This is a genomic window from Rhodomicrobium vannielii ATCC 17100, assembly GCF_000166055.1.
GTDB classification, from domain to species: domain Bacteria; phylum Pseudomonadota; class Alphaproteobacteria; order Rhizobiales; family Rhodomicrobiaceae; genus Rhodomicrobium; species Rhodomicrobium vannielii.
This window is the reverse complement of sequence record NC_014664.1, coordinates 2,954,823-2,977,295: the sequence shown is the minus strand read 5'-3', so window position 1 is coordinate 2,977,295 and position 22,473 is coordinate 2,954,823. Positions and strand designations below refer to the sequence as shown.

The 22,473-nt window shown below is 62.7% G+C and carries 15 protein-coding genes; 10 read left to right on the top strand and 5 right to left on the bottom strand.

Annotated features, from left to right (window positions below):
• The first annotated feature begins 87 nt into the window (after nt 1-87).
• The 3 genes from prfA to RVAN_RS19130 all read left to right on the top strand — a co-directional run bounded on the left by prfA (nt 88) and on the right by RVAN_RS19130 (nt 3,254).
• A complete protein-coding gene (prfA, locus tag RVAN_RS13750) occupies nt 88-1,173 on the top strand; it encodes a peptide chain release factor 1 (RefSeq protein ID WP_013420317.1) in 1,086 nt (361 codons plus the stop codon).
• 24 nt (nt 1,174-1,197) lie between these two features.
• Nucleotides 1,198-2,118: a peptide chain release factor N(5)-glutamine methyltransferase gene (gene prmC / locus RVAN_RS13745; protein ID WP_013420316.1), complete on the top strand. Its 921-nt coding sequence runs from the start codon at nt 1,198-1,200 to the stop codon at nt 2,116-2,118.
• Nucleotides 2,119-2,417: 299 nt separating this feature from the next.
• Nucleotides 2,418-3,254 carry a DUF4167 domain-containing protein gene (locus tag RVAN_RS19130; protein ID WP_081449481.1) on the top strand — a complete coding sequence of 279 codons (837 nt, stop codon included), beginning with the start codon at nt 2,418-2,420 and terminating at the stop codon, nt 3,252-3,254.
• 294 nt (nt 3,255-3,548) lie between these two features.
• On the opposite strand, the gene ilvD is transcribed toward RVAN_RS19130, so the two are convergent.
• Both ilvD and RVAN_RS13730 read right to left on the bottom strand, forming a co-directional pair.
• Complete coding sequence (gene ilvD, locus RVAN_RS13735; protein ID WP_013420314.1) at nt 3,549-5,405, bottom strand: dihydroxy-acid dehydratase; 1,857 nt, start codon at nt 5,403-5,405, stop codon at nt 3,549-3,551.
• 136 nt (nt 5,406-5,541) lie between these two features.
• Nucleotides 5,542-6,306 (bottom strand): MOSC domain-containing protein, encoded by a 765-nt coding sequence (locus tag RVAN_RS13730; protein WP_013420313.1) that lies wholly within the window; start codon nt 6,304-6,306, stop codon nt 5,542-5,544.
• A 107-nt stretch (nt 6,307-6,413) separates the two neighbouring features.
• Here RVAN_RS13730 and clpB point away from each other — a divergent pair, with 107 nt between their 5' ends.
• Nucleotides 6,414-9,014: an ATP-dependent chaperone ClpB gene (gene clpB / locus RVAN_RS13725; protein WP_013420312.1), complete on the top strand. Its 2,601-nt coding sequence runs from the start codon at nt 6,414-6,416 to the stop codon at nt 9,012-9,014.
• Between the two features lie 72 nt (nt 9,015-9,086).
• Here the strand turns inward: clpB and RVAN_RS13720 are convergent, their stop codons facing one another.
• Nucleotides 9,087-10,229, bottom strand: coding sequence for a glycosyltransferase (locus tag RVAN_RS13720; RefSeq protein ID WP_013420311.1), 1,143 nt, complete (start codon nt 10,227-10,229; stop codon nt 9,087-9,089).
• Nucleotides 10,214-11,869, bottom strand: coding sequence for an ArnT family glycosyltransferase (locus tag RVAN_RS13715; protein ID WP_169309556.1), 1,656 nt, complete (start codon nt 11,867-11,869; stop codon nt 10,214-10,216). The genes RVAN_RS13720 and RVAN_RS13715 overlap by 16 nt, the downstream gene beginning before the upstream one ends.
• Nucleotides 11,870-12,085: 216 nt before the next feature.
• Here RVAN_RS13715 and RVAN_RS13710 point away from each other — a divergent pair, with 216 nt between their 5' ends.
• The 6 genes from RVAN_RS13710 to RVAN_RS19125 all read left to right on the top strand — a co-directional run bounded on the left by RVAN_RS13710 (nt 12,086) and on the right by RVAN_RS19125 (nt 21,486).
• Nucleotides 12,086-13,129 carry a mitochondrial fission ELM1 family protein gene (locus tag RVAN_RS13710; RefSeq protein ID WP_013420309.1) on the top strand — a complete coding sequence of 348 codons (1,044 nt, stop codon included), beginning with the start codon at nt 12,086-12,088 and terminating at the stop codon, nt 13,127-13,129.
• Between the two features lie 190 nt (nt 13,130-13,319).
• Nucleotides 13,320-13,775: a DUF992 domain-containing protein gene (locus tag RVAN_RS13705; RefSeq protein ID WP_013420308.1), complete on the top strand. Its 456-nt coding sequence runs from the start codon at nt 13,320-13,322 to the stop codon at nt 13,773-13,775.
• A 513-nt stretch (nt 13,776-14,288) separates the two neighbouring features.
• On the top strand, nt 14,289-14,879 hold the full coding sequence (locus RVAN_RS13700; RefSeq protein ID WP_013420307.1) for a TetR/AcrR family transcriptional regulator: 591 nt from the start codon (nt 14,289-14,291) through the stop codon (nt 14,877-14,879).
• Between the two features lie 26 nt (nt 14,880-14,905).
• Entirely contained in the window at nt 14,906-16,063 is a 1,158-nt protein-coding gene (locus tag RVAN_RS13695; protein ID WP_013420306.1) for an efflux RND transporter periplasmic adaptor subunit, read from the top strand.
• Between the two features lie 21 nt (nt 16,064-16,084).
• Nucleotides 16,085-19,258 carry an efflux RND transporter permease subunit gene (locus RVAN_RS13690; protein WP_013420305.1) on the top strand — a complete coding sequence of 1,058 codons (3,174 nt, stop codon included), beginning with the start codon at nt 16,085-16,087 and terminating at the stop codon, nt 19,256-19,258.
• A gap of 323 nt (nt 19,259-19,581) precedes the next feature.
• Entirely contained in the window at nt 19,582-21,486 is a 1,905-nt protein-coding gene (locus RVAN_RS19125; RefSeq protein WP_081449478.1) for an NYN domain-containing protein, read from the top strand.
• Between the two features lie 136 nt (nt 21,487-21,622).
• Here the strand turns inward: RVAN_RS19125 and RVAN_RS13680 are convergent, their stop codons facing one another.
• Nucleotides 21,623-22,411 carry a hypothetical protein gene (locus RVAN_RS13680; protein WP_013420302.1) on the bottom strand — a complete coding sequence of 263 codons (789 nt, stop codon included), beginning with the start codon at nt 22,409-22,411 and terminating at the stop codon, nt 21,623-21,625.
• Between the last annotated feature and the right edge of the window lie 62 nt (nt 22,412-22,473).

Below are 22,473 nucleotides of genomic sequence, written 5' to 3'. Positions count from 1 at the left end.
TAGTGCAGTGAGCACCAGCCGATCAGGCCAAAAATAAATTTCGTCGCGCCGGTCGTGGTTCCGGACGTGATGAACAGGGATCGATCCATGGCATCCATACCGAAAGACAAACTGAAGCGGCTCGTTGGCCGCTGGGAAACGATCCAGGCGCAGCTTTCGGAAGGCTGCGATCAGGAGACGTTCAAGAAACTCTCGAAGGAATTTTCGGACCTCGATCCGCTGGTCGCGGCGATCAAGACGCTCGAAGCCGCTGAGGAAGAGCGCGATAGTCTCCGCCAGATGATCGAAGACCCGGCGGCCGAGCCGGACATGGCCGAGCTTGCGCGCGAGGAACTGGAGGCGGCCGAGCCGCGCGTCGAGCAGCTGGAGCACGAGCTTCAGATCATGCTGCTGCCGAAGGACGCGGCGGACGAAAAAAGCGCCATCCTCGAAGTTCGCGCGGGCACCGGCGGCGAGGAAGCCGCACTGTTCGCTGCGGACCTTTTCCGCATGTACCAGCGCTATGCGGACCTGAAGGGATGGAAAGTGAACGTGCTTTCGGTCAGCGACGCGGACGCAGGCGGCTTCAGGGAAATCGTGGCGAGCATCAGCGGCAAGGGCGTGTTCGCGCGGATGAAGTTCGAATCGGGTGTGCATCGCGTGCAGCGCGTGCCAGAGACGGAGAATCAGGGCCGCATCCACACCTCGGCAGCGACGGTGGCCGTGCTGCCGGAAGCCGAGGAAGTCGACGTCGAGATCCGCGAACAGGACATCCGCATCGACACCATGCGGGCGAGCGGCGCGGGCGGCCAGCACGTGAACACGACCGACTCGGCGGTTCGCATCACCCATATCCCGACCGGCATCATCGTGACGTCGAGCGAGAAATCGCAGCATCAGAACCGCGCACGCGCCATGCAGGTGCTCCGCGCGCGCCTGTTTGACATGGAGCGCACGCGCATCGATGAGGCCCGCGCAGCGGAACGCAAGGATCAAATCGGCTCCGGCGACCGCTCGCAACGCATCCGCACCTACAATTTCCCGCAGGGTCGCGTGACCGATCATCGCGTCAATGTGACGCTCTACAACCTGCCGCAGATCATGGAAGGCGAAGGGCTCGATACGATCATCGATGCGCTGATCACGGAGCGTCAGGCTGGTCAGCTTGCGGCGGAAACCACGGTCCATGCCTGAAGCAGCGCGCGCCTTGGAGCACGGATGACGACATTCGCGGAATTGGTGCGCTATCTCGCCGAGCGGTTCCGGCAGGCTGGCATCGAGTCGGCGGCGCTCGATGCGCGGCTTCTCTCGGCATATGCCGCCGGGTTTTCGTCGGAAGAAATTGTCACGAAGCGCGATACTGCGCTTCCGCCGGAAATTCTGGACCGCGCCATTGCGGTGGCGCAACGGCGATTTGCGGGCGAGCCGGTTTCGCGCATCGTAGGGACGCGCGAGTTCTGGGGTATGCCGTTCGGACTGTCGCCACACACGCTCGATCCTCGTCCGGACACGGAGGTTCTCGTCGATGCAGGGTTGGCGTGGTGCCGCAAGCATGATCTCGCGAATGCGCCGCTTCGCATCCTTGACTTGGGGACCGGGACGGGCTGCATCCTTGCCGCGCTGCTGTCAGAGTTGCCGAAAGCGACCGGCGTCGGCGTCGATCGAAGCGAAGGCGCGCTTCGAACGGCAAGGGCGAATTTCGCGCGGCTTGGCCTCTCGTCCCGAGCGTTTTTCTTTTGTGGAGACTGGGGCGTAGCGCTTGCCGATGCAACTTTCGACATCATCGCGTGTAATCCTCCTTACATTGAAACCGCCGACATAGCGGGGTTGTGCGCCGAGGTGCGGGATTTCGACCCAGCGCTTGCGCTGGACGGGGGAAAAGACGGGCTTAAGGCGTACCGGGATATAGTGCCGCAAGCTTCGCGCCTTTTGCGTGTGCCAGGGCTTCTGATTTTCGAGACGGGACATCGTCAGGCCCGATCGGTTCGAGACATGGTGACGGAGCTTGATGCCGGATTCCAAACGGAAATATTCCTGGATCTGGCGGGGATCGAGCGGGCCGTTGCAGGAGTGAGACAGTCGGGCGGTGACGCGGGACCCGGCAAAAAAAAGGTTGGAAATCCGGTTGGATCGGGATAGGGTCAATGCAGAGGCGGCTTCGTCAAACCCCGCAGCGGTTGCAAGACGACGAGGCATAGGAACGTAGGCTACCAAAAAACTGATGCTAAGACCGGGTGCTGACTTTGAGCATCGGCGGGATCAGTGGGTCACGTTCCTTACTGTGCGGAGCCTATAAACATCTGCTTCTCAAGTTAGCGTTGCTTTGAACTGACAGGCAGGCTGGACTGAGAATTTTTACTGTTGCAGGCATTGACCGGCACCCAACGTGCCGTTTCTGCATGAGGTGAGCTTTTGTGACCTTCGACAAGACAGGACCCATGAGGCAAGGACAGCAAAGCCGCAGAGGCCGTAATCGCGGCGGCCGCAAGCCACAGAATTCCATAAGCCGGAACTACGAATCGAGTGGTCCCGACGTCAAGATCCGTGGCACGGCGATGCATATCGCCGAGAAATACACGTCTCTTGCTCGTGATGCGATGGCCTCAGGCGATTCCGTCGCGGCCGAGAACTATCTTCAACATGCAGAGCATTACAACCGCATCATCCTTGCTGCGCAGGCTCAGAACCCTGGCGGCGAGCAGCCTGTCAATGGCGGCTCTGGACGATTCGGCGCGCAGGATGCTTACTCCCGTGATTTCGACTCCGATGACGATGACGACGGGGAAGATTTTGCTCCTCAGCAGCAGCGCTTTCAGCCGCTAGAGCGTAACGAACGCGCCGAGCGCCCGGAGCGTAACGAGCGTCCCGAACGCGTTGAGCGACCGGAGCGCGCGCCACGTCCCGAGCGAATTGAGCGTCCTGAACGCGTCGAACGGGCAGAACGTCCAGAGCGCGTCCCCGCTTACAATCAGCATCAGCAGCCGCAGCCTTATATACCGCAGAACGCTTTTCCGCAGTTCCTGCAGCAACCGGTCGTGCTTCCTCCGCAGTCGAGCGGCGGAGACGAAAGCGCGCCACAGCCGGCCAACGGCGTTGCGAATGGCGAGGCTTACAACGGCGCGCCCGAGGGCGATCCCTTGCCGCGCCGTCGCCGCCGCCGTCCGATCGGCGAACCGGCCCCGGTGAAGACTTACACGGGCCGGAGCGGAACCGCTGCGCTGTCGAACGCTGCGCCTGCCGTGGCGGCAACGATCGATCCGAAAACAGACGAATAGGCTGACCCACGAGATGCGCAACTTGCGCTCGCTGCCGTCAGGAAGAACCCGAAAATAAAAAAAGCCCCGGCGCAACCCGCAGGGGCTTTTTTATATTCGGCGCGCCGCGTGTTTCGGAACCGTCCAACTATGCCTTACGCCGGTTAAGCGGGAAACGGGGCAGCGTGGAATGACCGTCACACCGGCCAAAGCCGATGGTGCAAGCAAGACCTTCGGATAAACGTCGGCCCCGTGCACCTTTACTACGGCTTCACACTGGTTCCCCGGACGGAAGGGCGCTGAACGCGGCCGCCGTCAGCGCCTGCGCTCAACCTGCGATACATCGCGCACCGCGCCGCGCGCCGCGCTCGTCGTCAGCGCCGCATACGCCCGAAGCGCCTGGCTCACATGGCGAACGCGGCTGACGGGCTTCCATGCCGCCGCGCCCTTCGCTTCCATCGCCGCGCGGCGCTTCGCCAGAACCTCGTCGGACAGATCGACGCGAATCACGCGGTTCGGAATGTCGATCACGATGATGTCGCCCTGCTCGACAAGGCCAATCGCGCCGCCTTCCGCCGCTTCCGGCGAAGCATGGCCGATAGAAAGCCCTGATGTGCCGCCCGAAAAACGCCCGTCGGTGATGAGCGCGCATTTCTTGCCGAGGCCCATGCTCTTGAGATAGCTCGTCGGATAGAGCATTTCCTGCATGCCCGGGCCGCCCTTCGGCCCTTCATAGCGGATCAGCACCACGTCGCCTTCCGTCACCGCGCCGCCGAGGATCTTCTCGACCGCCTCTTCCTGGCTCTCGCAGATCACGGCCGGGCCGGTAAAGGTGAGGTTCGATGCGTCGACGCCCGCCGTTTTCACGATGCAGCCGTCGAGCGCGATATTGCCAAACAGCACGGCGAGGCCGCCGTCCTTCGAGAACGCGTTCTCCACCGAATGGACGACGCCTTTCGCGCGGTCGGCGTCGAGTTCGTCCCAACGCGCAGCCTGGCTGAAGGCTTCGACCGTGCGTACGCCACCGGGCGCGGCCTTGTAAAACGTCTGCACCTCGGGCGAATTGGTGCGCGCGATGTCCCACTTGTCGAGCGCTTCGGCGATAGTCGGCGCGTGCACGGTGCCACAGCCGCGATTGATAAGCCCGCCGCGGTCGAGTTCGCCGAGGATGCCCATGATGCCACCCGCGCGGTGCACGTCTTCCACATGCACATCGGCAATATTCGGCGCGACCTTGGAGAGGCACGGCACGCGGCGCGACAGCCGGTCAATGTCGGTCATCGTGAAGGGCACCTCCGCTTCCTGCGCGGCGGCGAGCAGATGCAGCACGGTGTTCGTCGAGCCGCCCATGGCGATGTCGAGCGTCATCGCGTTCTCGAACGCCTCGAAATTAGCGATGGAGCGCGGCAGCACGCTCGCGTCGTTGCCTTCATAATAGCGCTTGGTGATGGCCACGATGCGCCGCCCCGCTTCGAGGAACAGCTCCTTGCGGTCGGCGTGGGTAGCGAGCATCGTGCCGTTGCCGGGCAGCGAAAGGCCGAGCGCTTCGGTCAGGCAGTTCATGGAATTGGCGGTGAACATGCCCGAGCACGAGCCGCAGGTCGGGCACGAGTCGCGCTCGTAGGCTTCGGCGACCTCGTCGGACACGCTCGGGTCCGCGCCCTTGATCATGGCGTCGATGAGGTCCACTGCGTGCGTCTTGCCGCCGACCGTGACCTTGCCCGCTTCCATCGGGCCGCCGGAAACGAAGATCGTCGGGATGTTGAGGCGCAGGCTCGCCATCAGCATGCCGGGCGTGATTTTGTCGCAATTCGAGATGCAGACGAGCGCATCGGCGGTGTGCGCGTTGACCATATACTCCACCGAGTCGGCGATGATCTCGCGCGAGGGCAGCGAATAGAGCATGCCGCTATGGCCCATCGCGATGCCGTCGTCGATGGCGATGGTGTCGAATTCCTTGGCGACGCCGCCCGCCTTCTCGATCTCGCGCGCGACGAGCTGGCCCAGGTCTTTCAGATGCACATGGCCCGGCACGAACTGCGTGAACGAGTTGGCGATAGCGATGATCGGCTTGCCGAAATCGCCGTCCTTCATGCCGGTTGCCCGCCAGAGACCGCGAGCGCCCGCCATGTTGCGGCCATGGGTCGAGGTACGGGAGCGATAGTCCGGCATTGTCGTGCGCCTTCTTGTTTTAGAATAACTACGGCGAGTTCATAAACCCGCCGCCACTGTCTTATCTAGCGAAAAACGTATGTCGCGCTTTCTTTGCCGGGTGCAAGGGCGTCGCGCGTGGCGGGCGCGGTGTACTTCAAACGAGCGCGAGGGTGTCGCCAACGCCGACCGTGCCGCCGCGCGTAACCTTCGCGTAAAGCCCGAGGTTCTTGTGGCCCCATGTGCTTTGCAGCGCCGCCGGGATCGAAATGCCGCGCTGCGCCGTCGTCGGGTCGACGCTCGTCGCCTCGCATCGCGCGGTTTCCGCAAACACCTCAAGTTCGGCGCCGCCGCAGGTGAGCGTCTTGCCAACCCAATGCCGCTCTTCCCACGCGGGCACGCCCTCGAAATATAGGTTCGCACGGAAACGCGCCGGGTCGAGATCCACGCCGATGACGCGGGAAACGTCGCGCACCGTCTCCAGATTGACGAGATGGAGCGCCTTCGCGGAGATGTCCGTAAACTGATGGCCGTCCGCATGCACGATGCGGGGCGGCCCCTTCAGATCGTCCTTCATGTAGGCCGCGAGAAACTGCTCGATCATCTGACGGCCGAGCTTGGTCTTCAGCGTGCCTCGCGCGACTTGTCGCCCATCGCGGAACAGCGTGAGCGTATGACTGTCCTCGTCGAAGGCGAGGCGCAGGCTTGCCAACCGCTCGCTTCGCATCAGTTGCAGGAAGTGCAGCTTGGGGAACCATTTCGGGTGCAGCGTGTCGAAAGCGTGGCTGCCGTTCTCGATGGCATAGATCCGGTCGAAAGGAATGCCTTCACCCGGTGTTAAGTCTGCCTTCGGCGCGTCGATCCCGTTCATCCCTTTCATGGGATAATGGACCAGTGAAACTATCTTGGGCGTAGCGGACATGCGAGCGCCTGAAGCCTTTTTTTGACGATTGATGCTGCCATATATGACGGCATCAACATGCTTCCTGTCCAGATACGCGGCTGTGCATTGCAGCCACCGAGGCTACCATGAATTTCGAGAAACTGACCGACCGTTCGAAAGGTTTCTTCCAGTCCGCGCAGTCGCTCGCCCTGCGCGAAGGACATCAAAGACTTACGCCCGAACACCTTCTGAAAGTCTTGCTGGACGACAGCGAGGGCCTCGCCGCGGGGTTGATCGCCAAGTCGGGCGGCCGCCCCGAAGATGCGCTGGCGCGCGTTGAGCAGGCGCTCGCCAAGATACCGAAGGTATCGGGGCAGGGCGCGGGCCAGATCTACATCGCGCCGGAACTGGCGCGCGTCCTCGATCAGGCCGAGAAAATCGCTGAAAAGTCGGGCGACAGCTTCATCACGGTGGAGCGCCTTCTGCTTGCGCTCGCGATGGAGAAGGACGCGCAGACCTCAAAAATTCTCGCCGAGTCGGGCGCCACGCCGACTGGCCTTAACGCCGCGATCAACGATCTGCGCAAGGGCCGCACCGCCGATAGCGCTTCCGCCGAGCAGGCTTACGACGCGCTCAAGCGCTACGCCCGCGACCTCACCGATGCGGCGGCGAAGGGCCAGCTCGACCCCGTGATCGGCCGCGACGAGGAAATCCGCCGCACCATTCAGGTGCTTTCGCGCCGCACGAAGAACAATCCGGTGCTGATCGGCGAGCCGGGCGTCGGCAAGACCGCCATCGCGGAAGGGCTTGCGCTGCGCATTGTCAACGGCGACGTGCCGGAATCCTTACGCGACAAGAAGCTGCTCGCGCTCGACATGGGCGCGCTGATCGCGGGCGCGAAATATCGCGGCGAGTTCGAGGAGCGCCTCAAGGCCGTTCTTTCGGAGATTACGGCGGCGGCAGGCGGCGTTGTCCTGTTCATCGACGAGCTTCACACGCTGGTCGGCGCGGGCAAGGCCGAGGGCGCGATGGACGCCTCGAATTTGCTAAAGCCTGCGCTCGCGCGCGGCGAGCTGCACTGTGTCGGCGCGACCACGCTCGACGAATACCGCAAATACATCGAGAAGGACGCGGCGCTCGCCCGTCGCTTCCAGCCCGTATTCGTGAGCGAGCCGACGGTGGAGGACACCATCTCCATCCTGCGCGGCCTCAAGGAGAAGTACGAGCTTCATCACGGCGTGCGCATCACCGACTCGGCGCTGGTCGCGGCGGCAACGCTGTCGAACCGCTACATCACGGACCGCTTCCTGCCCGACAAGGCCATCGACCTGATGGACGAGGCGGCGAGCCGTCTTCGCATGCAGGTAGATTCGAAGCCCGAGGAACTCGACGAACTCGACCGGCGCATCATTCAGCTCAAGATCGAGCGCGAGGCGCTGAAGAAGGAAAGCGACGCCGCGTCGAAGGATCGTCTCGCGCGCCTTCAGAAGGATCTCGCGGATCTCGAAGAGAAGTCGGATTCCCTCACGCGGCGCTGGAAGGAGGAGAAGGACAAGCTCGCCTCCTCGCAGAAGGTGAAGGAAGAACTCGACACCGCCCGCAACGAGCTTGAGCAGGCACAGCGCAAGGGCAACCTCGCGCGCGCTGGCGAACTGTCCTACGGCGTCATCCCCGATCTTGAGAAGAAGCTCAAGGCGATGGAAACCGCGGGCGAAGGCAAGCCCGGCATGGTCGAAGAGGCGGTCACGCCGGACCACATCGCGGGCGTCGTGTCGCGCTGGACGGGCATCCCGGTTGAAAAGATGCTCCAGGGCGAGAAGGACAAGCTGCTCCGCATGGAGGACGAAGTCGCCAAGCGCGTGATCGGCCAGGAAGAGGCGGTGCGCTCTGTCGCGACCGCTGTGCGGCGCGCGCGGGCGGGATTGCAAGACCCGAACCGGCCCATCGGCTCGTTCATGTTCCTCGGGCCGACCGGCGTCGGCAAGACCGAGCTTTCACGCGCGCTTGCTGCCTTCCTGTTCGACGACGAGAGCGCCATGGTGCGCATCGACATGTCGGAATACATGGAGAAGCACTCCGTCGCCCGGCTCATCGGCGCGCCTCCCGGCTATGTCGGCTACGAGGAAGGCGGCGCGCTGACCGAAGCCGTCCGCCGCAGGCCGTATCAGGTCGTGCTGTTCGACGAGATCGAGAAGGCGCACCCGGACGTGTTCAACGTGCTGCTCCAAGTGCTCGACGATGGCCGCCTTACGGACGGGCAGGGCCGCACGGTCGATTTCCGCAACACGATCATCATCATGACGTCGAACCTCGGCTCGGAATATCTCGTGAACCAGCCGGAGGGCGAGAGCGAAGCCGAGGTGCGCGCGCAGGTGATGGCCGTGGTGCGATCGCACTTCCGGCCGGAGTTCCTGAACCGTATCGACGACATCCTGCTGTTCCACAGGCTGCGCCGCGACGAGATGGGCGCGATCGTGGACATCCAGCTCAAGCGTCTGCAGAAGCTCCTCGACGAGCGCAAGATCGTGCTTGAAATGGACGAAAAGGCGCGGACGTGGCTCGCGAATCGCGGCTATGAGCCGGCTTATGGCGCGCGGCCGCTGAAGCGCGTCATCCAGCGCGCGGTGCAGGATCCGCTTTCGGAGCTGATCCTTGCGGGTGCGGTGAAGGATGGCGACACCGTGCGCATCACGGCGGGTTCGGACGGGCTGATCATCAACGACCGCCCGTTCAGCCTAGCGGCTTGATGCGCGGGGTTCACACCGCCGTTTAAAGAGACAGAAGGCCGGGCGCTCGTCCCGGCCATTTTGCGCGCGCCGCTACCGCTTCCGCCAGGTGAAGATTGACGTCGTCGCATAGTTCAACACGGCGCTGACCGCCGCGCCCGCGATGCCCGCCAGCCACCACAGCTCCGTCAGTTCGAAGACCGTTTCCGCGAACGCTACATTCACGACCGCGCCGACACTGCATGCCAGCAGGAAGGTTATCAGCCCGGGGATGACCTGCCAGCCGGTCAGGCGCTTATCGCGGTAGGTGAGCCAGTTGTTGAGGAAGAAATTCGAGACGGCGGCGACAAGGGTTGCGAGAGCCTGCGAGGTTGCGAATGAAAGCGGCGTTGCGACGAGGGCCGCGCGCAACACTCCGAGATGCACGAGCACGCCGCTGAAGCCGACGAGGCTGAACAGAAGGAAGCGCACCGGCACAATGCGCCCGAGGCTCTTGTCGGCGAGCAACACGAGGTATTCCCACACGGTCAGCGTATCGAGCTTGCTCTCGCCGTGGAGGCGCGCCTTGAACTGGTATGCGAGTTCCTTGAACTTCAGCGGTCGCGGCGACGACGCGAACACATCCACGAGGATCTTGTTGCCGATGCCGGAGAGGCTTCGGATCGAGCCTTCGAAGACTTCGCGCTTCGCCATGAAGAAGCCGGACACGGGGTCTGAAAGCTTCGCGCGAAGGATGGTCTGCGCGAGGCGCGTGGCGATGTAGCTCATCGCCTGCCGCACGCGCGTGAACCCTTCGGACAGGCTCTTTTCGGTGTAGCGGCTGCCGATCACAACATCCGTTTCCGGCTCCCGCCGCAAGAGTTCGAGCATGCGCGGAAGCAGCGTCTCGTCGTGCTGCAAGTCGGCGTCGATGATCGCAACGTAGGATGCGGAGGATGCGAGGACGGCTTCCGCGCAGGCGGATGTCAGCCCGCGCCGCCCGAGGCGCTGAACGCAGCGCACGCGGGAATCGCGGCGGGCGACTTCGCGCACACGTGCGGCTGTGCCGTCGTGCGAGTCGTCATCGACGAAGATGACTTCCCAGTGGACACCGTCCAGCGCGGCGGCGAGCTTCGCAATGAGCGGCTCGACATTCTCGCGCTCGTTGAAGGTTGGCGCGATGACGGTGAGATCCGGTCCCTTGGCAATCGCCGGCGCGGCCTCGATGCGCCGCGCTTCAGTCACATCTGGCTGCATGTCTCGCCCCGTTTGGTCGTCGGATTGCAGGCGAAGAGGCCGCCGCGATATCCGCTGAGAAGGAATACAGCATAAGCGTCGCGGGGCCGCAATCCGCCCGGTCGCGTGACCGTACCTATTTGAACAGCGCTATCGAACGGCAGCGAAGTCTTGGCCTGCGATCCCGCCTTGAGCACCAGCAGCGCCGGCGCGTCTTTCAGCCGGGCCTCATCGGGCGGCGGAAAATTTGCATAACGGATGCGGTCGTTGATCTGCGCCACGCCCTCTGCACCCATGCCGTAGAAGGCGAGTTCGCCCGTGATGGCATAACGATCCGTCAGCACGAGGCCCGCGCCGTGCTCACGCCGAAGACGGTCGATGTCCACGCCAAGCGTCGCCCAGCCTTTCATGCGCGCCGTTGGGTCTTTCTTCCCTTCGATGGGAATCGCGCCCGTGCCGAGCTGGAGCAAGGCAACAAGTGTGAATGCCACGCCGACGAACGGAGCGGCGATGAAGGCGACGCGAAGCACCGGCGCACGGCGATGACCCAGCACCGCAAGCCCGCCATGCACGGCCGCGAGGATCGCGAAGGGATACACAAGCCCTGGCCAGTTCGGCTGGATCTTCTGGCTCGCGGCGTGGACGATGAAGAATGCCCACATCGGGGCGGCGATCCCGCCGAGCAGCAGCCACCGCGCATCGCCGCGCCGCAATCCGCGTGCGAGCGCGTAGAAACTTCCCCAAAGGCAGAAGAGAAAGATGAGCGGTGTCGCCAAACCGGCCTGTCCGCCGAGCAGCTCACCGATGCTCGCGATGGCGTTGGCGGGCTTGTCCTTGACGCCGTGCGCGGCCTGCTTCGCGAAGGACGCCCAGTCATGCACGTAATTCCACCAGACGACCGGGGCGATGGCGACGAGCGCAATCACCGCTCCGAGATAGGGCTCGGGGCGCAGGAACCAGCGGCGGCCTTCGCGCGTGCCGACCATCCAGAGGAACAGGCCGGGCAGCAGCAACGTGGCGGTGTATTTGCTCATGAAGGCAAGGCCGAGCGCCGCGCCGATGGCAAGCCACCATGCGCCCCGCCCCGTTTCGACGAGCTTCGCGATCGCGAACAGCACGCAGGTCGCAAAGAAGGCGAGTGGTGTGTCGGGCGTCGCGACGATACCGGCGGCGGCGGAAAGGATGGTCGCGTTCATCCACACGACGGCGAAAAGCGCGGCCGCGCGGTCGGCGAACAAGGCAAGGCTCGCGCGCCATAGAAGGTATGATCCGGCGACCGTGCTCAGGAGACCGACGAAGCGCACGCCGAAAGCCGTATCGCCGAAGATCTCTGTGCCCGCGCGTATCCACCATGCGATCATGGCGGGGTGGTCGTAATATCCGGCGGCCAGATGCTTCGACCACATACAGTAATAGGCTTCGTCTTCCGCGAGTTCGGTCGTGGCGGCGAGGACGAAGCGCGCTATGAGCAAGCCAGCGACGGCGATCAGGCCGAGCGTGAGCGCGAGGTTCCCGCCCGCCACGTTCCCGCCAAGGGGCCGCGACGAAGGGTTTGCCTTCTCGCGAAACGCCGCTTCCTCGACCGAAACCATCGGCACAACTCCACTCTTGCTCTCGCGCTCGATAGCCGAGACGGCGCGGTGCATCAACTCCAATTGCACAGCCCGCGCCTCTGGCGGAGGCTCGGCTCGCCAGTGACGGCTATACGAAGCCGACCTTGCGTCGGGTTGAAGAGCCTGCGATTGCCCACCCGTTTACGCCGTGGACCGTGCGTGCTAGAGCGTCGGCGCGCTGATCTATTCATGCATCCGGCGTTCCGGGTGTCGCCGATCCCTTGTGCGGGTCGAGCCGCACGGAGAACGTAGCGAGCAAACGCCATGAACGAAACGACTGTCCCAACCGCCGAAGCCAGCCTTTCCTGGCCGCATCCACTGCCAAGCTGCTGGGTTATCGGCGACGGGCGCCCCGGCCTCGAAAATCAATCGCTCGGGCTCGCGGAAGCGATGGGGCTTCAGCCGGCGCTGAAACGTGTCGTCTTGCGCAAGCCGTGGCGCATCGCCAGCCCATATGTCACCGCGTTCAAGCGCTTTGCCTTCAGCAGCAGCGGCGCATCGCTCGAAGCACCGTGGCCCGAGATCGCAATCGCGACCGGACGTCCCGGCGCGCTGCCTCTCATATATCTGCGCGAGGCGAGCAAGGGGCACACCTTCACGGTGCAGATCCAGGACCCTGTCGTCCGGCGCGGCGCGTTCGACCGCATCGTGGTGCCGTGGCATGACGGCGTGACCGGCGACAATATCGTCACGATGGACGGCTCGCTGCACATCATGACCGAGCAGCGGCTCGCGGCCGAGGCGCCGCGGTGGGTGGACGCGTTCGCAGCGATCCCGAGCCCTCGCGTGGCGGTGCTGATCGGCGGCGTGAATTCCCGCTACGACCTGCGCCCGGAGGACATGCGCGCGCTGGGCGATCAGCTCGCAGCGGTTGCCGCCCAAGGCTTCGGCCTTCTCGTCAGCGGCTCGCGCCGCACGGGCGAGGCCAATATGGCGGCGCTCGCCGAAGTCCTGGTGGGCACCGGCGCGTACATCTATGACGGCCAGCACGGCGCGAACCCCTATCTCGGGATGCTGGCACACGCGGACGCTTTCGTGGTGACGTGCGACTCCATCAACATGATCACCGAGGCGGCGAGCACGGGGAAGCCGGTCCATATCGCCCGCCTGCCGTTCAGGCGCGGGCGCGAGGACGGCCGCAACAAGTTCGGGGAGTTCGTGCAACGGCTCGAAGGGAGCGGGCGCGTTCGGATGTTCGATGGCCGTATCGAAAACTGGTCTTACGAACCGCTCCGCGAGATGGACCGGGTGGCGCAGGTTCTGCGGCGGGCGTTCCTTGCGCGCGTCGGCGACAGCAACCTTAGATAGTATAGCTAAAATATAGCAACCAGAAATATTCTGCTACAACTTTGTTGTGGACCACAGTGCTGCGACTCAAATAGCAGCTTTTATGTCGTTCCTGTCATTTAGTCCGATTCGGCCCCGTCATCGCTTTGCCGGAACTTCGCCGCATAGCTGGAGTTTGAAGGTGGGGTACGAATATGGAGGGAGAATATCCATGAATAAACTTGTAACTTTATTTTCGGGCGCAGCAATCGCGCTCGGAATGACCACGGCTGCCGACGCCGGTGTGCGCGCCGGTGTGCTCCGCTGCTTCACGGCGCCTTCGCAGGGCATCTTCGTCGGCTCCTCGCAGGAAGCGCGTTGCGTCTTCACCAGCGCATACGGCCATCGTGAAAACTACGTCGCGAAGATCGACCGGCTCGGACCCGATGTCGGCATCCGCGATAAGGCGGTTCTCGTGTGGGCCGTCTATGCTCCGACGAGCCTGCGCCGCCACGCGCTGCGCGGCGACTATGTTGGCGCATCGGCTGATGTCTCGGTGGGCATCGGCGCGGGCGCGAACGTGCTCGTCGGCGGCAGCAGCCGCACCGTTTCGCTTCAGCCGGTCAGCGTGAAGGCGCAGACCGGTCTCGCCATCGGCGCGGGCGCGGCTCGCCTGCAGCTGCGTTAATCGCAAAGCCCAAGGATCGGCAGCCGCCGACCCATGCCGACCAAGGTCGGCGTTCTTGAAAGCCCCGCTTCGGCGGGGCTTTTTGCGTTTTCAGACCGGTGTCCATAGTTGCGAAGGTAACCTGTGGATACAACACAAACGCACGCGCAGGTTGTGATTAATACAACACAACAACGCTTAAAGTTGCGTAAATTACGCGAGGGTGATTGCGCGCCGATGCAACCTCTCGGCGATGGTTGCTCGACGGCGTCTCCATTGCCATGGTTCGCCCGAAGCCGTCGGCCGCAGTGTCGGCCACTCAGGCGCCGAAAACATCCAATAGCGTGTTGGCAGCTCAAACGTTTCAACCCGCGAAAAATCGCTAACGAAGCGATTTCTCGATAGGTTAGAACAAAACGGGTCGAGACTTATCCCGAATCGGCGCACGCCCGGAACAACATTGCCATCTGCGGAATTTTTGATTAGTGATGAATATCATTTTTCGTCACTAATCAGGCGCAGAGTAAAAAGGTCATGGCAGCGCAAGCCTCAACGGCTGAAACGACGCGCGATCGCATCCTGAGCGAGGCCGAGCGTCTCTTTCGGCATTTCGGCTATTTGAAGACGACGGTCGCCGACATCGCCGATGCATGCGGCATGTCGCCCGCCAACATTTACAGGTACTTCGGATCCAAGGCCGAGATCAACGAGGCGATCTGCGCGCGCATCATCGCGAAGTTGCAGGCCGGCCTGCGCGTGGTCGCCAGTAGCGGTACGGCAAGCGAACGCCTTACGCGGTTTATCGAGCATCTCTCCGCTCACACGCGCGACACGCTCATAAATGACAGGAAAGTCCACGACATGGTGGTGGTCGCCATGGATCAGCAGTGGGATGTGATCGAGCCACACCTGCGCTTCATCGACGAGATGGTCGCCGAAATCATCGCGAGCGGCATTGCGTCGGGCGAATTTCGGGCACAAGACCCCGAGTTGGCGGCGCGGAGTGTTGTCGGCGCCATCATCGTCTGTTCGCACCCGGTCGTCGTCGCGCAATTCGGATCAAACCCAACGACACCCTCGGCCACCGATATGGCCGCGTTCGTCCTGGCAGCCCTGAGGGCTTAGGCTAAAAAGCAGGAAAGGCTGGACCTATGCTGTTCTCGAATGACGATTATGAAAATTTGTCATCTCTCACCCGCCGCCGCGTTTGCGGTGTCATGGCGGTTCTCCTCGTGCCGCTCGCGCTTGCGGCATGCGGCGACAAAAAGGAGGCGGCGCAACCCGTCCGCCCGGTCAAGACTTTCGTGGTCCAGGCGCCATCCGCCGAGCGCACGCTCACCTATTCCGGCGTGATCGCGCCGCGCATCGAAAGCCAGCTCGGCTTCCGCGTCGCTGGCAAGATCGTCGAACGCTTCGTGAATATCGGCGACAAGATGAAAGCGGGCCAGAAGATCGCGCGCCTCGACGAAATAGACCTGAAGCTCGCGGAGAACAGCGCGCGCGCCAGCGTTCAAAGCGCGAAAGCGCGGGTAGACGTCGCGAAGGATGCTTTCGACCGCGCCGCTTATCTCCTGCCGAAAGGCTTCATCGCGAAGGCGGTCTACGATCAGAGGAAGCTGGAATACGACGCCGCAACGGCGGCCTACACCTCCGCGAAGGATCAGTTCGATCAGGCCGCGAACGCAACAAGCTATGCGCTTCTCGTCGCCGACAAGGACGGCGTCGTGACAACGGTGCGCGCCGAGCCGGGACAGGTGGTGAGCGCGGGCCAGGCGGTGATTTCTCTCGCGCTCGCGGACTCCATCGAGGTTACAGCCGCTGTGCCGGAGAACGAGATCGCACGGCTGAGCGTCGGAGAAAATGCCCGCATCGCGCTCTGGGCCGCGCCGGACGTGAGCAGCGACGGCAAAATTCGCGAGATCGCCAGCGCCGCGGACACGGGCTCGCGCACTTATGCCGTTCGCGTGACGATCGCGCATCCAACACCGGAAATGCGCCTCGGTATGACGACGTCCGTCGCATTCCGCGTTCAGGAAGCAACGCCGCCCGTCGTCGTGCCGCTGACCGCCCTCACCGAGGATGGCGGCAAGCCAATTGTGTACGTCGCGGACAAGGAGCGCGAAATGGTGAAGCGCCGCGAAGTTACACTCGGTGGCGTGGCAGAGGATGGCGTGCGCATCAAATCCGGCCTCGTTCCCGGCGAAATCGTGGTCAGCGGCGGCATCCAGTTTCTGACGGACGGCATGAAAGTGCGTCTTTCGCCCGACTTCTCCCCAACGGTCGCCGCCCGCGGCTCGCGAACCTATTGAACAGACATCGAGACCGGCGACATGGAACCTTCCAACCCGCGTGCTTCTTCGGAGCACAAAGACGACGGCGGCTTCAACCTTTCCGCATGGGCGATCCGCCACGGAAGCCTGACGCGCTTCCTTCTGGTGCTCATCCTGGCGACAGGCATTTACGCCCTTTTGAACCTCGGCCAGAAAGAAGACCCGGACTTCCAATTCCGAATGATGGTCGTTCAGGTCGAATGGCCGGGCGCGTCCGTGCGTGAGATGCAGGAGCAGGTGGTCGACAAGATCGAAACCAAGCTCCAGGAAACGCCGCACATAGAATACGTGCAGTCCTACACCCATCCGGGTAGCGCGGTGGTGTTCGTGGAGTTGCGCGGCGATGCCCGAAGCCGAGACGTGCCCGACGCGTTCTATCAGGTGCGCAAGAAGATCGGCGACATCAAGCAGACCATGCCCGCGGGCGTGGTTGGACCGTTCTTCAACGACGAGTTCGGCGACACTTACCTCGCGCTGTACGCCATCGAAGGGAAGGGCTTCTCGTACCCGGAACTGCGCGACTTTGCGAAAAGCGCACGTGATATCCTGCTACGCGTCCAGGGCGTCGGCAAGGTAGACCTGCTCGGCGTGCAGCCGGAAAAGGTCTATATCGAAATTCCGTCGCGGGTTCTGGCGGAGCGCAACATTTCCGTTCAAGACATCAAGGCGGCGCTCGATGGGCAAAACAGTCAGGCACCCGCCGGGTCGGTGCAGACGAGCGAGCGCTCGGTTCGCCTCGACGTGCAGGGTTCGATCATAAGCGTCGATGAAATCCGCGAGCTTCGCCTTCGCGCGGGAACGCAAACCGTCCGCCTCGGCGATATCGCCGAGATAAAGCGCGGCCTCGAAGATCCGCCGGTTGCCCGCATCCGCCACGACGGCAATGGAGCCGTGATGCTCGGCGTCGTCATGGCGAACGGCTACAATGTGGTCGAAGTCGGCAAGACGCTCGAAGTCGCGCTTGCACAGATTCACAACGAATTGCCCGTTGGCGTGACGTTCACGAAGATTTCCGATCAGCCCGCCGTTGTGACGAAAGCCATCGGGGAATTCCTCAAGGCGCTCGGCGAAGCGCTGCTGATCGTGCTCGCGGTTTCGTTGTTGGCGCTTGGTTGGCGCGCTGGCGTGGTCGTCGCGATGACGATCCCGCTCGTGCTCGCCGCGACGTTTCTCGCCATGTTCATCATCGGCATCGACCTACAGCGCATCTCGCTCGGCGCGCTGATCATCGCGCTTGGCCTTCTCGTCGACGATGCGATGATCGCGGTCGAGATGATGGAGCGGAAGCTCGACGAAGGCTTCGACAAGGAGCGCGCCGCATCTTTCGCCTATACGTCGACGGCCTTTCCCATGCTGACGGGGACGTTGATTACGACAGCGGGCTTCATTCCGGTGGGCTTTGCGGCGAGTACGGCGGGCGAATATGTGAATTCACTTTTCTGGGTTGTTGGCCTTTCGCTCACCATCTCGTGGCTGGCGGCTGTCTATTTCACGCCCTATATCGGTTACACGATGCTGCGCCATCGCCCGGTGGAGAGCCCGGAGCATCACGACGTTTACGATACACCCCTATATCGACGGCTTCGCGCGGCAATCGCGTTTTGCATCCTGCATCGCAGGAAGGTCGTTTCGATCACCGCTGCAACCTTCATCCTGGCGCTCATCTGTTTTGCGTTCGTCCCGAAATCGTTCTTCCCCGGCTCGGACCGCCCCGAAATTCTCGTCGATCTCTGGCTTCCCGAGGGCTCATCATACGCCGAAACCGATGCGGCTGCGAAGAAGCTCGAACAGAAGCTGCTCGCCGATCCCGACGTGGCGACCTTCACGGCCTTCGTGGGCGAGGGCGCGCCGCGCTTTTTCCTCCCCCTCGACCAGCAGCTTCAAACCAAGAATTTCACGCAGTTTCTCGTTTTGCCAAAGAACACCGAAGGCACGGCAATGCGCGATGCGGTGGTCAACCGGACCCGCGCGTTGCTGTCGGCGGAATTTCCGAATGTTCGCTTCAAGGTAGAGCCGCTGACGCTGGGGCCGCCGGTGGGCTGGGCGATCCAGCTCCGTGTGCAGGGGCCCGACCGTGCGGAGGTGCGCCGTATCGCGAATGAAGTGACGAAGGCCGCCGCCGCGCATCCGCTCGTCTTCAATTTGCACGACAACTGGCTTGAACCTGCGCCGACACTGCAACTCGACATCGATCAGGACCGTGCGCGCGCAATCGGCGTGACCTCGAACGCGGTGCGCCAGACGCTGCAAACGGTGCTGTCCGGCAGCACGCTCACGGAGTTCCGCGAGAAGGACCAGACCATCGGCGTGGTGCTGCGCGAGCCGGATCGCACGCGCGGCCTGCTCACAGCGGTGGAAAACGCTTACGTCAAGACCGCATCGGGCGCGGCCGTGCCCGTCTCGCAGGTCGCAACGGCGCGGCTTGTGTTTGAACCGGGGGTCGAATGGCGGCGCGACCGTTTGCCGACCATCACCGTCCGCGGGCAGATCCCCGATGGCGTTCAGTCCGTCGATGTCGTCACCGCCATCTACAAGGATCTGGCACCGCTCCGCGCAAGCCTGCCGCTCGGCTACCGCATAGAAATGCAGGGCGGCATCGAGGAATCGGGCAAGGGTCAAGCCTCGATCGCAGCAAAGGTGCCGATCCTCGCGATCGCGATCCTCGTCCTGCTCATGGTGCAATTACAGAGCTTCTCGCACACGATGCTGGTGCTGGTAACGGCGCCGCTCGGCATCATAGGTGCATCCTTCGCGCTTGTCGTGACGCAGATGCCCTTCGGCTTCGTCGCGATCCTGGGCGTGATCGCGCTCGCTGGCATCATCATGCGCAACACGGTGATCCTTGTGGATCAGATCCAGCAGGATCTCGCCTCGGGGATCGACACCTATAATGCCATCGTCGGCTCGGCGGTGCGACGCTTCCGCCCGATCATGCTGACGGCGACGGCGGCCGTGCTGGCGCTCATTCCGCTGGCGGAGTCGTCGTTCTGGGGGCCGATGGCGGCGGCGATGATGGGCGGAATCCTCGCCGCGACAGCTCTCACGATGACGTTTCTGCCAGCTCTCTATGCGCTTGTATTCAGGGTCGAAGTGCCGTCGGCGGAGCGCAAAACCGAATGCCCTGCGCAAGAACATGTTGGCGTACAGCCGGAGCTTTCAAAAGCGGGTCAATAGAAGATGTGCCGCAGCCGGAAGTTTTCAGCCCCCCTGTTCCACACCATGTGGATAAGCTCCGCGCGCGGAGGTTGGGCTTGCGCGGGGGGGCCGTTTACCATTTAATGCCTTATCTTGTCGGAGTGGCGTGAGCGACAGAGGGATTTCGGGCCTCGAATGCGGACGAGGCTCGATCAGGGCAAGGAGCCCGCTTTAAAATTCGCGTCGCGATTCCGAAATGTGAATGGCCAGAGTTAAGGCAAGGCTGAGCAGGAGCCTTGCTAAGTGGCCATAAATTTAAATAAACTATCGTGTGCCGGTTTGAGGGGTCATGTTGGCAGACGATGGTCCGAGCGGGGTATAGAGCTATGATTCCGGGGTCCGCGGAGGTCTGCCTTTCCGCGTTGTTCGTCGATTTCGACAACGTGTATCTATCCTTGCGACGCCAGAGCGAGGAGGCCGCGGGGCGATTCGCCCGAAATCCGGCTGAATGGATGGCTCGAATCGCAACAGGCGGCCTTGTCCGCTTCAAGTCGCATTCGGATTACGTGCGGCGGCGATTCGCCGTGGCGCGCTGCTACGGCAATCCGGGCCGCAAGCTCATCAGCCGTGGCGGGCCTCACGATCCTCACAACTTCGCCGATGTCCGCGTGAATTTCATGATGGCGGGGCTTGAAGTGGTGGATTGCCAGCCGCTGTCCAACCAGTTCAAGAACGGCACCGATATCAAGATCGCGTGCGACATCCGCGACTTTCTGGAGCATCCGACGCGGTTCGGGGAGTTTATCGTCCTTTCGGGCGACGCCGATTTCACGCCGGTTCTGCATCACCTTCGCTCGCACGACCGCCGCACGGTGGTCTACGCGAATGAAAGCACAGCCGACATCTACAAGGCGTTCAGCGACGGCTGGATCGAAGAGCGCGATATGATCGCCTTCCTTCTCGGCGAGAGCGCGGGCGACGCGCCAATGATCGGGCAGGATCGCACGCCGCGTCTCGGCTATGACGGCGCAAGGCAACAGGGCTATGAGCAGAACCGCTCGTATCCGCCACCGGCCACTCTTCCAACCGCACCGGCGGCATCACTGCCGGCCGCGCCGCAAACCGGGTTCAACGGGCATCCGTCATTTCAAGGCTATGGCGCGCCCGCCCAGGCGATACCCGCGCCTTCACCTGCGTATGGGGCACCCGCGCAGGCAATCCCCGCCGCGCCGAACTACAGCGGCTACAATATGGAGCCGGCAAAGCGCAGGCCGTCGTCCCATGCCAATTCGGCGGTGCAATCCCTGATCGAGGACTTCCAGTCCATCGGCGCCGAGATCCTGAATCTCGTTCTCGATGTGGTTCAATCCTCGGAAAAGCCCGTGCCGATCGCCTATCTGGCGGATCGCGCGCAAAAAATCCTTGGCCACGCCAAGACGCTTGGCACCAATTGGGCGGGCTCTGGCGGGTTCCTGAACTTCCTCAATGCGACGCTGCCGGACAACTACCGGCTCACGGACAAGCCGCCGCATTTCGTCTACGATCCTACGAGACACCGGCTTGAGGAGCGCGTCGAAGTTGCGTCGCTGCAACCCGCCCCGCAGAAGCTTGTGGACCGGCAGCCCGCTCCGCAGCCTCAGCCGCAGGAAACGGGGTCTTCGAAGCTCGCGGAACTGCAAACATCGATCACGCGCATTTATGATGCATGCAAAGCGCCGCCGCTTCCGCCGAGCGAATATCAGATGCTGTTCACGCTGATCGCCACCGAGGTGCAGGAGCGCGGATTTGCCCCCGTGAAGACGGCGCAAGCTGTCGTCGAGCGGGCCACGCGGGAGGGGCTCCGCGTGGCGATGAAAGACGTGTCCTTCGTGCTCGACGCGGTGGACGAAATCGACCCCTGGCTCGAACACACCCGCTCACCGGCGGCCGTGGCGCGCGCCTATCGCGATTTCGTACTGGCGAAGTGCCATCATGCCGGGGTGAAGCTCACCGAGGATGAACATCAACTCGTGCAGGTCTGGTTCGGTGCAAGCCAGTGGTCGGCGGTCGGCCAGACGGCGATAAATTCGAACGTGAGCACGCAGCCAGCGCCTTTGACGCCGGTCGGTGCGCAACGATCCACGCCCAACCCGCGCAGCTACATGGCGGATACTGCGCTACCTCCGCCGGATCCGCGCAACGACATTCCTCTCCCCCCGGATTTCGGGTTCGACCGTGAGCTGGAACCGGAACAAGCGCCAAAACAGCGTTTCAGCTTCAAGCATTGACGGCTCGCGCCGATCAAGCTGCGACCAATGGAAAGCGGCCTTTTGGCCGCTTTTGTCTTGTAGATTGACGGCACCGTTGGCTCTTGGCGTTCGCCCCATCGCTGCGGCCTGCCCGATGCCCTGGAACGCGAGCCGATCAATGCTTGATCGTATGCGCCAACGCTTCGTCAGGCTTGATCGCGATGAGCCGTTGCATCGCCTTGATCTTGCGGTCGGCGAAGAGGACGTTCGGGATGTCGATTTCCTCCTTTCGCGCGCCAGTCGTCATCAGAAGCAAGTCCGCCGATCCCAGGCCGAGGATCTTGTGGCGGAAGAAGTCGTCGCTCCGCTGCTCGAACAACATGCCACGGGTGTCGAAGCTTTGCTCGCCGCCGCCGATCACGTGTTCGGCCGTGAGCTGACCGGGGCGGACACGCCAGAACACGAGCTTGTCGAACACCAGTAAACGCGCCAGCCATATGCCGAGGAGCAGGGTTGACAATATAAAGTAGAAGCCGAAATTCATGAAGACGGTTAGTTGCGGGATGAACGCGAAGATCCGGTCCCACCATCCAAGCCAACCAAGCAGAACCGTCATGAATGCGGCCGCCAAAATGAACACGACGGAGTATATGCCCCGAAGTTTGACGTTCGTCAGCATCATGACCAGCGCCAGAATCACCACGAAAGTCAGGCCGAGCCCGGTGTTGGGATGAACGAAGATCTCGGTGCCGTTGGAAAGCGCAACCTTTTCTCCGCCGAGATAGGTTATCAGCGCTGCGATGTAACCGCTAAGCCAGATCGGCCACCAATAGAAAATGGTCGATCGGCTATAAATGCGAAGCTCCGGCAGAGCTTCCGGATCGGGGAGATTTGATGTTTCAATTCCGTGTGGCTGCGTGGATTGACCGTCGGTGTCGCGGTTTTCCAGTGTGACATTCGCCATGATTTCTCTCCCATAACGCCGGAGCGGTGCGGTGTGCGCCCTTAACTCAGTGTTCAGCGGTT